12 protein-coding genes are annotated in these 16,017 nt (G+C 74.6%); all 12 read left to right on the forward strand.

Going from position 1 to position 16,017, the window contains the following annotated elements:
- Positions 1-188 precede the first annotated feature (188 nt).
- The 12 genes from ileS (at position 189) to ACF0H8_RS07865 (ending at position 16,009) form a co-directional block, all read left to right on the forward strand.
- Positions 189-3,458 (forward strand): isoleucine--tRNA ligase, encoded by a 3,270-nt coding sequence (gene ileS, locus ACF0H8_RS07810; RefSeq protein WP_395288386.1) that lies wholly within the window; start codon positions 189-191, stop codon positions 3,456-3,458.
- Entirely contained in the window at positions 3,455-5,098 is a 1,644-nt protein-coding gene (locus ACF0H8_RS07815) for a bifunctional folylpolyglutamate synthase/dihydrofolate synthase (protein ID WP_395288387.1), read from the forward strand. The genes ileS and ACF0H8_RS07815 overlap by 4 nt, the downstream gene beginning before the upstream one ends.
- 150 nt (positions 5,099-5,248) lie before the next feature.
- Positions 5,249-6,250 carry a dihydroxyacetone kinase subunit DhaK gene (gene dhaK / locus ACF0H8_RS07820; protein WP_395288388.1) on the forward strand — a complete coding sequence of 334 codons (1,002 nt, stop codon included), beginning with the start codon at positions 5,249-5,251 and terminating at the stop codon, positions 6,248-6,250.
- Between the two features lie 12 nt (positions 6,251-6,262).
- Entirely contained in the window at positions 6,263-6,901 is a 639-nt protein-coding gene (gene dhaL / locus ACF0H8_RS07825; RefSeq protein ID WP_395288389.1) for a dihydroxyacetone kinase subunit DhaL, read from the forward strand.
- On the forward strand, positions 6,898-7,686 hold the full coding sequence (dhaM, locus tag ACF0H8_RS07830) for a dihydroxyacetone kinase phosphoryl donor subunit DhaM (RefSeq protein WP_395288390.1): 789 nt from the start codon (positions 6,898-6,900) through the stop codon (positions 7,684-7,686). Before dhaL ends, dhaM begins: the two co-directional genes overlap by 4 nt.
- 104 nt (positions 7,687-7,790) lie before the next feature.
- Positions 7,791-8,207, forward strand: a complete 417-nt coding sequence (locus ACF0H8_RS07835; protein WP_395288391.1) for a DUF4233 domain-containing protein — start codon at positions 7,791-7,793, stop codon at positions 8,205-8,207.
- A 102-nt stretch (positions 8,208-8,309) separates the two neighbouring features.
- Positions 8,310-8,753, forward strand: a complete 444-nt coding sequence (ndk, locus tag ACF0H8_RS07840) for a nucleoside-diphosphate kinase (RefSeq protein WP_395288392.1) — start codon at positions 8,310-8,312, stop codon at positions 8,751-8,753.
- A gap of 172 nt (positions 8,754-8,925) precedes the next feature.
- Positions 8,926-12,492 (forward strand): chromosome segregation protein SMC, encoded by a 3,567-nt coding sequence (smc, locus tag ACF0H8_RS07845; protein ID WP_395288393.1) that lies wholly within the window; start codon positions 8,926-8,928, stop codon positions 12,490-12,492.
- Between the two features lie 97 nt (positions 12,493-12,589).
- Positions 12,590-12,892, forward strand: a complete 303-nt coding sequence (locus ACF0H8_RS07850; RefSeq protein ID WP_395288394.1) for a hypothetical protein — start codon at positions 12,590-12,592, stop codon at positions 12,890-12,892.
- Positions 12,893-13,015: 123 nt separating this feature from the next.
- Positions 13,016-14,182 carry a signal recognition particle-docking protein FtsY gene (ftsY, locus tag ACF0H8_RS07855; protein ID WP_395288395.1) on the forward strand — a complete coding sequence of 389 codons (1,167 nt, stop codon included), beginning with the start codon at positions 13,016-13,018 and terminating at the stop codon, positions 14,180-14,182.
- Positions 14,183-14,357: 175 nt separating this feature from the next.
- The gene (locus ACF0H8_RS07860; RefSeq protein WP_395288396.1) at positions 14,358-15,674 is read left to right on the forward strand and encodes an ammonium transporter; all 1,317 of its coding nucleotides are present in this window, start codon (positions 14,358-14,360) and stop codon (positions 15,672-15,674) included.
- Complete coding sequence (locus ACF0H8_RS07865; protein WP_395288397.1) at positions 15,671-16,009, forward strand: P-II family nitrogen regulator; 339 nt, start codon at positions 15,671-15,673, stop codon at positions 16,007-16,009. Before ACF0H8_RS07860 ends, ACF0H8_RS07865 begins: the two co-directional genes overlap by 4 nt.
- Positions 16,010-16,017: the final 8 nt, after the last annotated feature.

Consider the following 16,017-nt stretch of genomic DNA (forward strand, 5'->3'; position numbering starts at 1 on the left):
GGACGCGCCAGCGCCCCCAGTAGAACCGGACGGGTAGGCCCGTCACAGCCGTCGCTCGAGAGGTCACGGCCGGCACGCGCCGGGCGGGGCAAGCGAGGTGGTACCGCGGCACCGCGCCGCGCGGGCCGGTGGCCCGCCGGTGGGCGTCGTCCTCGCGTGCAGCAGCCGTCACCGACCGAGGAGCACCATTGGCCGACCAGCCGCAGCGCTACCCCCTCCACCGCCCGGGCAGCGAGGTGGACGCCTCGCCGAGCTTCCCCGCGCTCGAGCGCGAGGTCCTGGCGTACTGGCAGGACGACGACACCTTCCAGGCGTCGATCGACAACCGGCCGGCCGGGGAGAACGGCGAGAACGAGTTCGTCTTCTACGACGGCCCACCCTTCGCCAACGGCCTGCCGCACTACGGCCACCTGCTCACCGGGTACGTCAAGGACGTCGTCGGCCGCTTCCAGACCCAGCTCGGCCGCCGCGTCGAGCGCCGCTTCGGGTGGGACACGCACGGCCTGCCCGCCGAGCTCGAGGCCGAGCGCATCCTCGGCATCAAGGACAAGTCCGAGATCGAGGAGATGGGCATCGAGGCCTTCAACAAGGCCTGCCGCGACTCGGTGCTGCGCTACACGGACGAGTGGCGCGACTACGTCACCCGCCAGGCCCGCTGGGTCGACTTCGACAACGACTACAAGACCCTCGACGTCACCTTCATGGAGTCGGTGATCTGGGCCTTCAAGCAGCTCTACGACAAGGGCCTGGCCTACGAGGGCTACCGCGTGCTGCCGTACTGCTGGCACGACCAGACGCCGCTGTCCAACCACGAGCTGCGCATGGACGACGACGTCTACCAGATGCGCCAGGACCCCTCGGTCACGGTCGGCGTGCGCCTGGAGACCGGCGAGCTGGCCCTGATCTGGACGACGACGCCCTGGACCCTGCCGTCCAACCTGGCCGTCGCCGTCGGGCCGGACATCGAGTACGTCACGGTGGCCCCCGCCGAGGGGCCGCTGGCGGGGGAGCGGGTCATCGTCGCCGCCGCGCGGCTGCACGCCTACGCTCGCGAGCTCGGCGAGGATCCTGAGGTGCTCGACCGCTTCGCCGGCGCCGCGCTGGCCGGGCGGCGCTACGCCCCGGTCTTCGACTACTTCGCCGGCCGCCCCGACGACGAGGCGCCGGGCCCCAACGCCTGGCAGCTCGTCGTCGCCGACTACGTCACGACCGAGGACGGCACCGGCCTGGTGCACCAGGCCCCGGCCTTCGGCGAGGACGACATGGCGGTGTGCCAGGCGAACGGCATCGGCACCGTGGTGCCCGTCGACGCCGGTGGCCGCTTCACCTCCGAGGTGCCCGACTACGCGGGGCAGCAGGTGTTCGAGGCGAACAAGGCGATCATCGCCGACCTCAAGCACGGCACCGGCCCGCTCGGCCGCCGCCCGGAGGGCGAGCGCGCCGTCCTGGTGCGCCAGGAGACCTACGACCACTCCTACCCGCACTGCTGGCGGTGCCGCACGCCGCTGATCTACAAGGCGGTGAGCAGCTGGTTCGTGCGGGTCACGGACTTCCGCGACCGCATGGTCGAGCTCAACCAGGACATCTCCTGGGTGCCCGACCACATCAAGGAGGGGCAGTTCGGGCACTGGCTCGCCGGGGCCCGGGACTGGTCCATCTCCCGCAACCGGTACTGGGGCACCCCCATCCCGGTGTGGGTCTCCGACGACCCGGCCTACCCGCGCACCGACGTCTACGGCTCCCTCGCCGAGCTCGAGGCCGACTTCGGCCGCCTGCCGCTGGGCCGCGACGGCGAGCCCAACCTGCACCGGCCGTTCATCGACGACCTCACCCGGCCCAACCCCGACGACCCCACCGGCAAGTCGACCATGCGCCGCATCCCCGACGTCCTGGACGTCTGGTTCGACTCCGGCTCGATGCCCTACGCCCAGGTGCACTACCCGTTCGAGAACCGCGACTGGTTCGAGCACCACTACCCGGGCGACTTCATCGTCGAGTACATCGGCCAGACCCGCGGCTGGTTCTACACCCTCCACGTGCTGGCCACCGCGCTGTTCGACCGGCCCGCCTTCCGCAGCTGCGTCTCGCACGGCATCGTGCTGGGCTCGGACGGGCGGAAGATGAGCAAGTCCCTGCGCAACTACCCGGACGTCAACGAGGTCTTCGAGCGCGACGGCTCCGACGCCATGCGGCTGTTCCTCATGGGCTCGCCCGTGGTGCGCGGCGGGAACCTCGTCGTCACCGAGGAGGGCATCCGCGAGAACGTCCGCCAGGTGCTGCTGCCGCTGTGGAACACCTGGTACTTCTTCGCCCTCTACGCCGGCACGCTCGACGGCGGGAAGGGCTACCTGGCCCGCCCGGTCGCCCTCGACGACGGCGACGAGGTCGCCTCCCTGCACGTGATGGACCGCTACCTGCTCGCCCGCACCCGCGACCTCGCCGCGACCGTGCGCGCGCAGCTGGAGGCCTACGACGTCCCCGGCGCCGTGCAGTCGCTGCGCGACCACCTGGACCTGCTGACCAACTGGTACGTGCGCACCTCCCGCGACCGGTTCTGGGCCGAGGACCACGGGGCGTTCAACACGCTGTACACCGCCCTGGAGGTGCTCGCCCGCGTGATGGCCCCGCTGGCGCCGCTGGTCGCCGAGGAGATCTGGCGCGGCCTGACCGGCGGGCGCAGCGTGCACCTGACCGACTGGCCGGAGCTGCCCGAGGCCGTGCGCGACGACGAGCTCGTCGCCGCCATGGACGCGGTGCGCGACGCCGTCTCCGCCACCCTGGGGCTGCGCAAGGCCAACGCCCGCCGGGTGCGCCAGCCCCTGCGCGCCCTCACCGTGGTGGTGGACGATCCCGCGGCGCTGGCGCCGTTCGCGGACCTGGTCGCCTCCGAGGTCAACGTCAAGTCCGTGGACCTGCGGGCCCTGGGCGACGGGGTGGCCGAGGAGTTCGGCGTCGTCACCAGGCTGACCGTCAACGCCCGCGCGGCGGGCCCGCGCCTGGGCAAGGACGTGCAGCGCGCCATCAGGGCCGCCCGTGAGGGCTTCTGGGAGCAGCGCGAGGGTGACGACGGCGTGAGCGTCGTCGTCGACGGCATCGAGCTGCTGCCCGAGGAGTTCACCCTGACCACCGAGGTCGCCGACCGCGAGGGCGGCTCCAGCGTGGCCGCGGTGCTGCCCGGCGGCGGGTTCGTGGTGCTCGACATCGCCGTGGACGACGAGCTGGCCGCCGAGGGCTACGCCCGCGACGTGGTGCGCGTGGTGCAGGACGAGCGCAAGGCGGCGGACCTGTACGTCGCCGACCGCATCCACCTCGACCTCGTGGTGCCCGCCGAGAAGGTGGCGTGGGTGGAGACCCACCGCGACCTCATCGCCCGCGAGACCCTGGCCCTCGAGCTGGAGGTCGTCGCGGGGGACGTGACCGACCCGCAGGCCACCGTGACGAAGCTGGAGAACGCATGAGCGAGCGCACCGACGGCGGCGAGCACGGCCGCCGCACCCCCGAGGAGGCCGAGCGCGAGGCCCAGCAGCGGATCGCCGACTTCATGGCCGCCGCCGACCTTGAAGACGCGGACGCACCCCAGGAGGCCGGCGGGGAGACGCCGGCCGAGGACGAGCACGACGCCGGGCTCCGCACGCTGCTGAGCTCGCCGCTCTTCGCCGGCCCGGACCCCGGGGTCGCCGACGAGGTGCTGCACGAGGAGGACGCCGGGCCGAGCGACGCCGACAAGCGGGCCGCCGCCGTCGCGCACGCCCAGGCCGAGGACGCGGTCGGCCGGATCTACCGCGACATCCTCACCCGTGCCCCCGAGCACGACGTCCAGCCGAGCCTGGACCGGGTGCGCGCGGTGCTGGAGCTGCTCGGCGACCCGCAGCGCTCCTACCCGGTGATCCACCTGACCGGCACCAACGGCAAGACCTCCACCGCCCGCATGATCGAGCGGCTCCTGCGCGAGAAGGGCCTGCGCACCGGCCGGTTCACCTCGCCGCACCTGCACTCCGTGCGGGAGCGCATCGCCCTGGACGGCGAGCCGATCAGCCCCGACGCCTTCGTCGCCACCTGGGAGGACGTCGCACCCTACGTCGCCATGGTCGACGAGCGGTCGCAGGCGGAGGGCGGGCCCCGGCTGAGCTTCTTCGAGGTGTTCACCGTCATGGCCTACGCCGCCTTCGCCGACGCGCCGGTGGACGTCGCCGTGGTGGAGGTCGGGATGGGCGGGCGCTGGGACGCGACCAACGTCGTCGACGGCACGGTCGCGGTGCTCACGCGCATCGACCGCGACCACGAGCGGTGGCTGGGCCACACGCTCGAGGAGATCGCCGGCGAGAAGGTCGGCATCATCAAGGACCGCGCCACCGTGGTCTCCGCCGACCAGGAGGAGGAGGTCGACGCGGTCGTGCTGTCGGCCGCCGCCCAGCGCGGCGCCCGGCTGCTGCGCGACGGGCAGGAGCTCGCCGTCGTCGAGCGCCAGCTCGGCGTGGGCGGGCAGATGCTCACCCTGTCCACCCCGGCGGGGGTCTACCAGGACGTGTTCGTGCCGCTGCACGGCGAGCACCAGGCGCACAACGCGCTGCTGGCGCTGGCGGCGGTGGAGACGTTCTTCGGCGGCGGCGCGCTCGACGGCGGCGTGGTGGAGCAGGCGTTCGCGAACGTGGACTCGCCCGCCCGCCTGGAGCTCGTCCGGCGCAGCCCCACCGTGCTGGTCGACGCCGCCCACAACCCCGCGGGCGTAGAGGCCCTGCGCGCCGCGGTGGAGGAGGTCTTCGCCTTCTCCCACCTCGTCGGCGTGGTCGGCGTGATGGCCGACAAGGACGCCGAGGGCATCCTGGCGGGGCTGGAGCCGATGCTGTCCGACGTGGTCGTCACCCGTGCCACCACGGACCGGGCCATGGACGTCGAGGAGCTCGCCGAGATCGCCGTCGACGTCTTCGGCGAGGAGCGCGTGCACGTCGCCGAGCGGCTCGACGACGCCCTCGACAAGGCGGCCACGCTCGCCGAGGCGGACCCGGAGGAGGTCGTGACGACCACCGGCGTGCTGGTCGCCGGCTCGGTGCTGCTGGCGGCTGAGGCGCGGTCGCTGCTGGGGAAGACCACCGCCTGAGCCTTCCGGGGCGACGGGCGCCCGCCCCTCCCGCGGGTGGTGTTGCCTGGTCGGTTCCCGGCTGGAAACGTGGCTCCGGACAGGACGAGGCGAGAGGATGTGGCCGTGGTCCGTGCGACGGACCTTCCCGGCTACCGAAGGAGCACGTCGGTGAAGAAGCTCATCAACAATCCCCAGAACGTCGTCCTCGAGTCGCTGCGGGGCTTCGGCCGCGCCCACCCCTCGCTCGTGCGGATCAACGAGGACCCGCTGTTCGTCTGCCGTGCCGAGGGCGCCGTGCGCGGCAAGGTCGGCCTGGTGTCCGGCGGCGGGTCCGGGCACGAGCCCCTGCACGCCGGCTACGTCGGCCTCGGCATGCTGGACGCCGCCGTGCCCGGCGCCGTGTTCACCTCGCCCACGCCCGAGCCGATCCTCGAGGCGACCAAGGCCGCCGACGGCGGCGCCGGCGTGCTGCACATCGTGAAGAACTACACCGGCGACGTGCTGAACTTCGAGACCGCGGCGGAGCTGGCCGAGGCCGAGGACATCACCGTGCGCGCCGTCGTCGTCAACGACGACGTCGCCGTGGAGGACTCCCTGTACACCGCCGGGCGCCGCGGGGTGGGCGGGACGGTGCTGGTGGAGAAGATCGCCGGCGCCGCGGCCGAGCGCGGGGACGACCTCGACGCCGTCGCCGGCGTGGCCGAGAGGGTCATCGGCAACGTGCGGTCCATGGGGGTGGCGCTGACGGCGTGCACCGTCCCGCACGCCGGCAAGCCCTCGTTCGACCTCGCCGAGGACGAGATCGAGATCGGCATCGGCATCCACGGCGAGCCCGGCCGGCACCGCATCCCCATGGCGGGCGCGGACGAGATCACCGAGCGGCTGCTCACCCCCGTGCTGGAGGACCTCGAGGTCGACCGCGGGGAGAATGTGCTGCTGTTCGTCAACGGCATGGGAGGGACGCCGCTGTCCGAGCTGTACCTGGTGTTCAACCACGCCTGGGACGTGCTCGACCAGCGGGGGCTGAACGTGACCCGCTCGCTGGTGGGCAGCTACATCACCTCCCTGGAGATGCAGGGCGCGTCCATCACCGTGCTCCGGCTGGACGACGAGCTCGCCGGGCTCTGGGACGCCCCGGTCGACACGCCCGCGCTGCGGCGCGGCATCTGAGAAGGAGGACGCATGAACGCTGCCACCCTGGGGACCGACTGGGCCCTGGACTGGGTCGCACGGGCCGCGAAGGTCGTCTCCGACCACCGCATCGACCTCATCGAGCTCGACCGCGCGATCGGGGACGGGGACCACGGCGAGAACATGGACCGTGGGTTCACCGCGGTGACCGGCAGGCTCTCCGGCGCCACGCCGGAGAACCCCGGCGACGTGCTCAAGCTCGTGGCCACCACGCTGATGTCGACGGTCGGCGGCGCCGCCGGCCCGCTGTACGGCACGGCGTTCCTGCGCGGGGCCAAGGCGGCCGACGGCGAGGTCGACGCCGCCGGGGTGGCGGACGTCCTGGAGGCGGCGCTGGAGGGCATCAAGGCCCGCGGCAAGGCCGAGCCGGGGGAGAAGACCATGGTGGACGCGTGGACGCCGGCGGCCGAGGCCGCCCGTGCCGCGGCCGAGCAGGGCCGCAGCCCCGCCGAGGCCCTGCGCGCGGCGGCCGACGCCGCGGCCGCCGGGTCCGACGCGACCATCCCCATGGTGGCCACCAAGGGCCGGGCGAGCTACCTCGGCGAGCGGTCGGCGGGGCACCGGGACCCGGGCGCCGAGTCCTCCGCGCTGCTCATCGCGGCGGCGGCCGACGCAGCCGAGTCCCGGTGAGCGAGGGGAGCGGGCGGCCCGGAGGCCCACGGGTCGGGCTCGTCCTCGTCTCCCACTCGGCCCGCCTGGCCGAGGGGCTCGTCGAGGTGGCGGCGCAGATGGCCCCGGATGTCGCCCTCCGCGCGGCGGGGGGCACCGACGACGGGCGGGTGGGCACCAGCTTCGAGAAGGTGGAGGCGGCCGTCACCGGCCTGCTCGAGGGGCCGGACGTCTCGGGCGTGGTCGTGCTCACCGACCTGGGCTCGGCCACCATGACCGCGGAGTCCGTGCTGGAGATGCTCGACGACGACGCGCGCGGGCGGGTGCTGCTCGCTGACGGCCCGCTCGTCGAGGGCGGCGTCGCCGCGGCCGTCGCCGCGCAGGGCGGCGCCGCCGTCGCCGACGTCGCGCGGTCGGTCGAGGAGGCGGTGCGCAGCTTCGCCGCCGCGCGGGCCGGGGGCGGCACGCCGCCGTCCCCGGCCGCCGGGGAGGCGGGGGAGGCCGGCGGCGCCGGCGCGGAACACGAGCTGACCACGACGCTCACGCTGCGCAACAAGGTCGGGCTGCACGCCCGGCCCGCGGCCCTGCTGGCGCGGCTCATCGCCGGCCTCGACGCCGAGGTGACCGTCAACGACGTCGACGGCGACAGCGTGCTGGCGCTGATGGGGCTCGGCCTGGAGCAGGGCGACCAGATGCACGTGCGGGCCCGCGGGCCGCAGGCCGCGCACGCCCTGGACGAGGTGACGCGCGCGGTCGAGGAGGGCTTCGGCGAGGAGCTGGGGGACCCCGCCGGGCAGCGGGCGTAGCGCCGGCGCGGCGCCCGCCGCGGTCCCCCGGGCGGGCGGCCCGGCCGGCCGCCCTGGCGCCCCGCGGGCATGGGGCCGGGCCGGCGCCCGGTAGCCTGGGGCCCGTGAGCAACCCGTCCCCGGCCGTGCCAGGCCCGCCCCGGCCGCCCGGCTCGGCGCGCCGCCAGTTCGCCGCGACGGTTCTCGTCAGCGAGGTGCTCATCGTCCTGTTCGCCTCGCTCGCCGCCTTCGCGCTCGACCTCGCAGCACCGGCCCAGGTGTGGGGCGTCGGGGCCGTCGTCATGGTGGCCTGCGCCGTGGCGGCCGGGCTGCTGCGCACCCGGGCGGGCTACGTCATCGGGTCGGCCGTCCAGCTGCTGCTGCTCGCCGCCGGGTTCGTGCTGGCGATGATGTTCGTCGTCGGCCTGATCTTCACCGTGCTGTGGGTCGTCTCGCTGCAGGTGGGCGGGCGGATCGACGCCGAGCGCCGGGAGCGGCACGCCGCAGAGGTGGAGCACTACCGCACGCACGGCGCGTCCTGACGGCACCGACGGTCTGAGAGCCGGCCTCGGGCGGCCCGGCCACGCGGGACGCGCGGCCGGGACGCCGGGCGGCGCGGCAGCGAGCCGGTAACGTGCCTGCACGTGACTACTACCCCGGACACCCCCGCAGCCGAGCGCACCCTCGTCCTCGTCAAGCCCGACGGCGTCGCGCGCAACCTCACCGGCGAGGTGCTCCGCCGGATCGAGGCCAAGGGCTACCGCCTCGTGGCCCTGGAGCTGCGCACCGCCGACCGCGAGCTCCTCGCCCAGCACTACGCCGAGCACGAGGGCAAGCCGTTCTTCGAGCCCCTCGTCGAGTTCATGAGGTCCGGCCCGCTCGTGGCCGCCGTCGTCCAGGGGGAGCGGGTCATCGAGGGCTTCCGCACCCTGGCCGGCGCCACCGACCCCACGAACGCGGCGCCCGGCACCGTCCGCGGAGACCTCGGCCGGGACTGGGGCACCACGGTCGTGATGAACCTCGTGCACGGCTCGGACTCGGCCGAGTCGGCCGCGCGCGAGATCGCGCTCTGGTTCCCCGCCCTCTGACGGGGCGCACGCGCCACCCGGCGCACGCGCCACCGGCGCACGCCCCCCAAGGGCGCGTCCGCCGGCGTCGTGGGTCCTTCCCGCCCGCCTCGCCCTCCGCCGGACGTGACGGGAACCACCCGCGCGGGGCGCCATACCGGCATCCGCCAGCGAGCGCAATAGGCTTCGCCCCGTGCATCTGAAGACGCTGACGCTGCGGGGGTTCAAGTCCTTCGCCTCGGCGACGACCCTGCACCTCGAGCCGGGCATCACCTGCGTGGTCGGCCCCAACGGCTCCGGCAAGTCCAACGTCGTCGACGCGCTCGCCTGGGTCATGGGCGAGCAGGGCGCCAAGACGCTGCGCGGCGGCTCGATGGCGGACGTCATCTTCGCCGGCACGTCCTCGCGCGCCCCGCTCGGCCGCGCCGAGGTCTCCCTCACCATCGACAACAGCGACGGCCTGCTGCCGATCGAGTACACCGAGGTGACGATCTCCCGCACGCTGTTCCGCTCCGGGGGCTCGGAGTACGCCATCAACGGCAGCCCGTGCCGCCTGCTGGACATCCAGGAGCTGCTCTCCGACACCGGCATGGGCAAGGAGATGCACGTCATCGTCGGGCAGGGCCGGCTCGACTCCGTCCTCCAGGCCAGCGCGGAGGACCGGCGCGGGTTCATCGAGGAGGCGGCCGGCGTCCTCAAGCACCGCCGCCGCAAGGAGAAGGCGCTGCGCAAGCTGGAGGCGATGCAGGCCAACCTCGCCCGCGTCACCGACCTCTCGGCCGAGATCCGGCGCCAGCTCGGCCCGCTCGCCAAGCAGGCCGACGTCGCGCGCCGCGCCCAGGTGGTGCGGGCGGACCTGCGCGACGCCCGCGCCCGGCTGCTCGCCGACGACCTGGTCCAGCTCACCGCCACCCTGGCCCAGGACGTTGCCGACGAGACCGCCCTGAGGGAACGGCACGCCGCGGTCGAGACCGCCCAGGACGCCGCCCGGGCCCGGCTCACGGCGCTGGAGCAGGCCGCGGCGGCCGCCGCCCCGCGCCTGGGCCAGGCCACCGACGTGTGGTACCAGCTCTCCGGGCTGCGCGAGCGGCTGCGCTCGCTCGCCAACGTGGCGGCCGAGCGGTGCCGCCTCCTCGGCACGCCCACGGCCGAGCCCGCCGGCGGCCGGGACCCGGACGAGCTCGACGCCCGCGCCGCCGCGGCCCGCGAGCAGGAGGAGGCCTTCGCGGCCCAGCTGGCCCAGGCCCGCGCCACGCTCGAGGCCGCCGTGGCCGCCCGCACCGAGGCCGAGGAGGCCGAGCGCGACGCCGAGCGCGCGCTGGCGGCCGTGCACCGCGGCGTCGCGGACCGCCGCGAGGGGCTCGCCCGGCTGACCGGCCAGGTCGGCGCGCGCCGCTCCCGCCTCGAGGCCGCGGAGGGCGAGCTCGGCCGGCTGCGCGAGAGCCTGGCGGCCGCCGAGCAGCGGGCCACCGCCGCCCAGAAGGAGTTCGACACCCTCGAGCAGCAGGTCGCCGGCGTCGAGGAGGGCGAGGAGGGCCTGGACGAGGCCCACGAGGCGGCCGTCGCGGAGCTGGAGGAGGCCGAGGGCGCCGTCGCCGCGCTGGTCGAGGAGGAGCGCGCCGCCGAGGCCGAGCGCACCACCTGGGCGGCCCGCCGCGACACCCTCCAGCTGTCGCTGCGCCGCAAGGACGGCACCGGCGCGCTGCTGGACTCCGGCCTGCCCGGGCTGCTCGGCCCGCTGCCCGAGCACCTCGCCGTCGAGGCCGGCTGGGAGAACGCCGTCGCCGCGGCCCTGGGCCCGTCGGCGGAGGCGGCCGTCGTGGAGTCCGTGGACGTCGCCGTCGACGCCGTGCGCAAGGTCCGCGACGACGACGCCGGGCAGGTGCGTCTCGTGCTCGCCGGCGCCACCGGTGCCCCGGGCGGCGAGGCGCCGCCCGGGGCCACCTGGGCGACCGACGTCGTCACCGCGGACGCGGCCCTGCGCGGCACGGTCGAGACGCTGCTGGCCGGCGTCGTGCTGGTGGAGGACCTCGCGGACGCCCGGCGCGCGGTCGCCGCCGCGCCGCACCTGACCGCCGTCACCCGCGCCGGCGACGTGCTCTCGGCGACCACCGCGCACGGCGGCGCGCCCGGCGCGCCCAGCGTGCTGGAGCTGCACGCCGCCCACGAGGAGGCGGCCTCGGGGGTCGCGGCCGCGACCGCCCGGGCCGAGCAGGCCCGCTTCGCGCTCGGCCCGGCGCGCGAGCGGGTCGCCGCCGCGCAGGAGCGGGCCCGGGCGACCCTGGAGGACCTCCACGCCTCCGACGCCCGCCTGGCCGCCGTCGCCGAGAAGCTCGGCCGCCTCGGCTCCACGCTGCGCGGGGCGGAGGCGGAGGCCGAACGGACCCGGCCCGCGATCGAGCGCGTCGAGGCCGAGATCGCGGAGCACACCTCCGAGCTCGCCGCGCTGGCGGAGCGGCTCGGGGTCGCCCAGCGCGAGCCGGCGCAGGCGGAGGAGGACCTCGCCGGGGCCACCGAGGCCCGGGACCGGGCCACCGAGGCCGCCCGCGCCGCCCGCACCGCCGAGACCGACGCGCGGCTGGCCCTGCGCACCGTCGAGGAGCAGGCCAAGGCCCTGGCCGGGCGCGCCGCGTCCCTCGCCGCCGCCGCCCGCGCCGAGCGGGAGGCCAGGCGCCGCGCCGCCGAGCGGGAGGCCCGCCGCGCCGCCCAGGCGGAGGTCGCCGCCGAGGTCCGCGACGGCGCCGCCCGTGCGCTCGCCGCGATCGACGGCTCCGTGGCCACGGCCGCCGCCGAGCGGGAGGCCGCGGAGAACGAGCGCGCCGAGCGGGAGGCCGCGCTGGCGGCCGTGCGCGGCGAGCTGGAGCAGGTCGGCCAGGAGCTGGCGAAGCTCACCGACGCCGCCCACCGCGACGAGGTCGCCCGCGCCGAGCAGCGCCTGCGCATCACCCAGCTCGAGGAGCGCGCCGTCGCCGAGCTGGGGCTGGACCCCCGGGTGCTCGTCGACGAGTTCGGCCCGGACCGCCCGGTGCCCTCCACTGCGCCCGTGCCAGACGCGCCCGACGGTGGGGTGTCGCCGTCACCGAAGCCCTACGTGCGCGAGGAGCAGGAGAAGCGGCTGCGCGCCGCCGAGCGCGACCTCGCCCGCCTGGGCAAGGTCAACCCGCTGGCGCTGGAGGAGCACGCGGCGCTGGCCGAGCGGCACAAGTTCCTGACCGACCAGCTCGCCGACCTGAAGAAGTCCCGCGCCGACCTCATGCAGATCGTGCGCGAGGTGGACGAGCGGGTCGAGCGGGTCTTCTCCGAGGCGTTCGCGGACACCGCCCGCCAGTTCCAGGACGTGTTCCCCCGGCTGTTCCCCGGCGGCGAGGGCCGGCTCGTGCTGACCGACCCCGACGACATGCTCAGCACCGGCATCGAGATCGAGGCCCGGCCCGCCGGCAAGAAGGTCAAGCGCCTGTCGCTGCTCTCCGGCGGGGAGCGGTCCCTGACCGCCGTCGCCCTCCTGGTGTCCATCTTCAAGGCGAGGCCGAGCCCGTTCTACGTGATGGACGAGGTCGAGGCGGCGCTCGACGACGTCAACCTGGGCCGGCTGCTGGAGATCTTCACCGAGCTGCGCGCCAGCTCCCAGCTCATCGTCATCACGCACCAGAAGCGGACCATGGAGATCGCCGACGCGCTCTACGGCGTCACGATGCGCGGCGACGGGGTGACCACGGTGATCTCCCAGCGGCTCGCCCGCGAGCCCGAGCCGGTCGCCTGACGGACCGCCCGTGGGCGTGAGCAACCTCACGGCCCCCGCGGCGCGCCCGGGTCCCGCCTCGGCGCGCGACGCACAGCCCCCCGGCGATACTGGTGCCATGACGGGGGCTGTGATGGGGATGCTCGTGGCCATGCTCTGCGCGCTCGCCGTGCTCGCGGTCCTGGCGGTCGAGCGGCGGCCGGAGGGCGGCTGGTCCGCCTGGCTGCGGGAGAGCCTGCGCGCGTGGCGCTCCGACGACGGCGACGCGCTCCGGGCCGGCTCGGGCAGGGCGCGCGACGTGCCCCTGGAGGACCTCTTCAGCCTCGGCGAGCCGGACGAGCCCGCCTACGCCCGTCCCGAGGAGCTGCGCCAGCGGTTCGAGCAGGCCCGGGAGCAGGCCCGCACCGCCGTCCGACGCTGACATCCGGAGCAGGCAGCCGACCGCCGGCTCAGCACACCCCGGCCGACCGGTCGCGGCCGACCGCCGCCGGGTCGCGGCGCGGCCGGTCAGCGGGTGTCAGCGCCGTGGGCCACACTGGGACGCGTGACCGACCTAGCCTGGATCATCGTCTCTGTCCTCGCCCTCGCCGCGGTGGTGGCCGTGGTGGGGGCGTTCGCGCTCGTCAGCGGCCGACGCCGGTCGCAGGGTCCGTCGGCGACCCTGCCGCCCGTCGAGGTCAGCCCCTACGAGGTCGACCAGCCGCCGGCGGCCGGCGCGACCGCGGTGGCCGAGGCCGAGCCGGCCCCCACGCCCGTCCCGACCCTCGAGCGGCCCGAGCCCGTCGAGGGGCGCCTGCAGCGGCTGCGTGCCCGTCTCGCCCGCTCCGGCGCCCTCGGGCAGACGCTGCTGTCGATCCTCTCGCGCGGCGACCTCTCCGAGAGCGACTGGGAGGAGATCGAGGACACCCTCCTGCTCGCCGACGTCGGCATGGGCCCGACGACCGAGCTGATGGACAAGCTGCGCACCGAGACCAAGGTGCTCGGAACCACCGACCCGCAGACCGTGCGTGAGGTGCTGCGCCGCGAGCTGCTCGAGCTCGTCGACCCCACCATGGACCGCCGGCTGCACGTGGAGCCGGTGGTCGGCGACGACGGCAACCCGCACCCGGCGACGGTGCTCGTCGTCGGGGTCAACGGGACCGGCAAGACCACCACGGTCGGCAAGCTGGCCCGCGTGCTGGTCGCCGAGGGGCACGACGTCGTCCTGGGCGCCGCCGACACCTTCCGCGCCGCGGCGGCCGACCAGCTCACCACCTGGGGCGAGCGCGTGGGTGTGCCCGTGGTGCGCGCCGACCGGGACGGCGCCGACCCCGCCGCCGTCGCGTTCGACGCGGTCAAGGAGGGCCACGAGGCCGGCGCCGACGTCGTCGTGGTCGACACCGCCGGGCGCCTGCAGAACAAGGCCGGCCTCATGGACGAGCTCGGCAAGATCAAGCGCGTGATGTCCCGGCAGGCCCCGGTCCGGGAGGTCCTGCTCGTCCTCGACGCCACCACCGGGCAGAACGGCATGCGCCAGGCCCAGGTGTTCGCCGAGGCCGTCGACGTCACCGGCATCGTCCTGACCAAGCTGGACGGGACCGCCAAGGGCGGCATCGTCGTCGCCGTGCAGCGCGAGCTCGGCGTGCCCGTGAAGTTCGTCGGTCTGGGGGAGGGGCCCGACGACCTGGCGCCGTTCGAGCCGGAGGAGTTCGTCGACGCCCTGCTCTCCTGACGGACTTCCGGACGCCTGCCGCGTCTCGCATCGTGAGCGGAACCGGGTGGCGCAACATGAACTTCACACGTGGCCGGCACCCGTCACCTGCACGAAACATTCGGGTGCAGCAGGTGAAACATCCGGCTAGGAATCTGGTTCCCGGTCAGCCGTCCGTGCTGGCAAGGGAGGAACCATGGAGGAGCTCAGCTACGGGGCAACGGCGTGGATGCTGATGTCGGCATCCCTCGTGCTCCTGATGACGCCCGCGCTGGCGTTGTTCTACGGCGGCATGTCGCGGTCGAAGTCCGTTCTCAACATGATGATGATGTCGTTCGGCGCGATGGCCCTCATCGCGGTCATCTACGTGCTGTGGGGCTGGTCGACGTCCTACGGCAGCGACATCGGCGGCATCGTCGGCAACCCGTTGGACCAGTTCGGGCTCTCCGGGACGCTGTACGACGCCGAGGGCGGGTTCGCCCTCGACGCCTACGGGGTGCCGGTGGTCGTGGGCGTCGCTTTCCAGATGACGTTCGCGATCATCACCACCGCCCTGATCTCCGGCGCGATCGCCGACCGCACGAAGTTCTCCACCTGGATGGTCTTCGTCGCCCTGTGGGTCACCCTCGCCTTCTTCCCCATGGCGCACATGGTGTGGAGCCCGGGCACCGGCCTGCTGAGCGTCGACGGGCCGTTCTCCGGGATCGCCAACCCGATCGACTTCGCCGGCGGCACCGTGGTCCACATCAACGCCGGTGTCGCGGGCCTGGTCCTCGCCCTGATCATCGGCAGGCGCAAGGGCTTCGGCTCGGTCCCGATGAAGCCGCACAACCTGCCGCTGACGATGCTCGGCGCCGCCCTGCTGTGGTTCGGCTGGTTCGGCTTCAACGCCGGGTCCGCCTTCACCGCGGACGGCCTGGCGGGGCTGGCCTGGGTGAACACCACCGCGGCCACGGGCGCGGCCGTGCTGGGCTGGCTCGTCACGGAGAAGATCCGCGACGGTCACGCCACCTCCCTCGGCGCCGCCTCGGGCGTCGTCGCCGGCCTGGTCGCGATCACCCCGGCCGCCGGTGCGCTGAACCCCGTCGGGTCGATCGTCCTCGGCCTCGTCGCCGGCGTGCTGTGCGCGCTCGCCGTCGGCCTGAAGTACCGCCTGGGCTACGACGACTCGCTCGACGTCGTCGGCGTCCACCTGGTCGGGGGTCTTGTCGGCACCGTCGGCATCGGCTTCCTGGCCACCGAGACCGGTCTCTTCTTCGGCGGCGGCGTCAGCCAGCTGGCCGTGCAGGTGATCATCGCCGTCATCGCGATGCTGTTCTCCGCCGTCGTCACGGCCGTCATCGGGCTGGCCCTGAAGGCCACCATGGGCTGGCGGGTCGCCGAGGACGTCGAGGTTGCCGGGATCGACCAGGCCGAGCACGGTGAGAGCGCGTACGAGGGGCTGACCACCGGTAGGTTCGCCACGGAAGCGAATGTCGGCGCGGCTCGCGCCACGACGGAGGCAAAGGCATGAAGCTCGTGACAGCAATCGTCCAGCCGCACCGGCTCGACGACGTCAAGAAGGCCCTGGAGGCGGCGGGCGTCCACGGCATGACCGTCTCGGAGGCCAACGGCTACGGCCGCCAGCACGGCCACACCGAGGTCTACCGCGGCGCGGAGTACACCATCGACCTGGTGCCGAAGGTCCGTGTGGAGGTCGTCGTGGCCGACGCCGACGCCGACGCCGTCGTGGACGCCGTGGTGGGCGCCGCCCACTCCGGCCGCATCGGCGACGGCAAGGTCTGGACGGTCCCGGTCGACGAGGTCATCCGGGTGCGGACCGGGGAGCGCGGGCCCGACGCCCTGTGACCCCGCCT

Source organism: Georgenia sp. AZ-5, from assembly GCF_043952095.1.
In the GTDB taxonomy this organism is placed as follows: domain Bacteria; phylum Actinomycetota; class Actinomycetes; order Actinomycetales; family Actinomycetaceae; genus Georgenia.

Coding starts and splice junctions, on each gene's coding strand:
- ACF0H8_RS07815 (WP_395288387.1), top strand. CDS start 3,455: ATGAGCGAGCGCACCGACGGCGGCGAGCACGGCCGCCGCACCCCCGAG.
- dhaL (WP_395288389.1), top strand. CDS start 6,263: ATGAACGCTGCCACCCTGGGGACCGACTGGGCCCTGGACTGGGTCGCA.
- ACF0H8_RS07850 (WP_395288394.1), top strand. CDS start 12,590: ATGACGGGGGCTGTGATGGGGATGCTCGTGGCCATGCTCTGCGCGCTC.
- ACF0H8_RS07860 (WP_395288396.1), top strand. CDS start 14,358: ATGGAGGAGCTCAGCTACGGGGCAACGGCGTGGATGCTGATGTCGGCA.
- ACF0H8_RS07865 (WP_395288397.1), top strand. CDS start 15,671: ATGAAGCTCGTGACAGCAATCGTCCAGCCGCACCGGCTCGACGACGTC.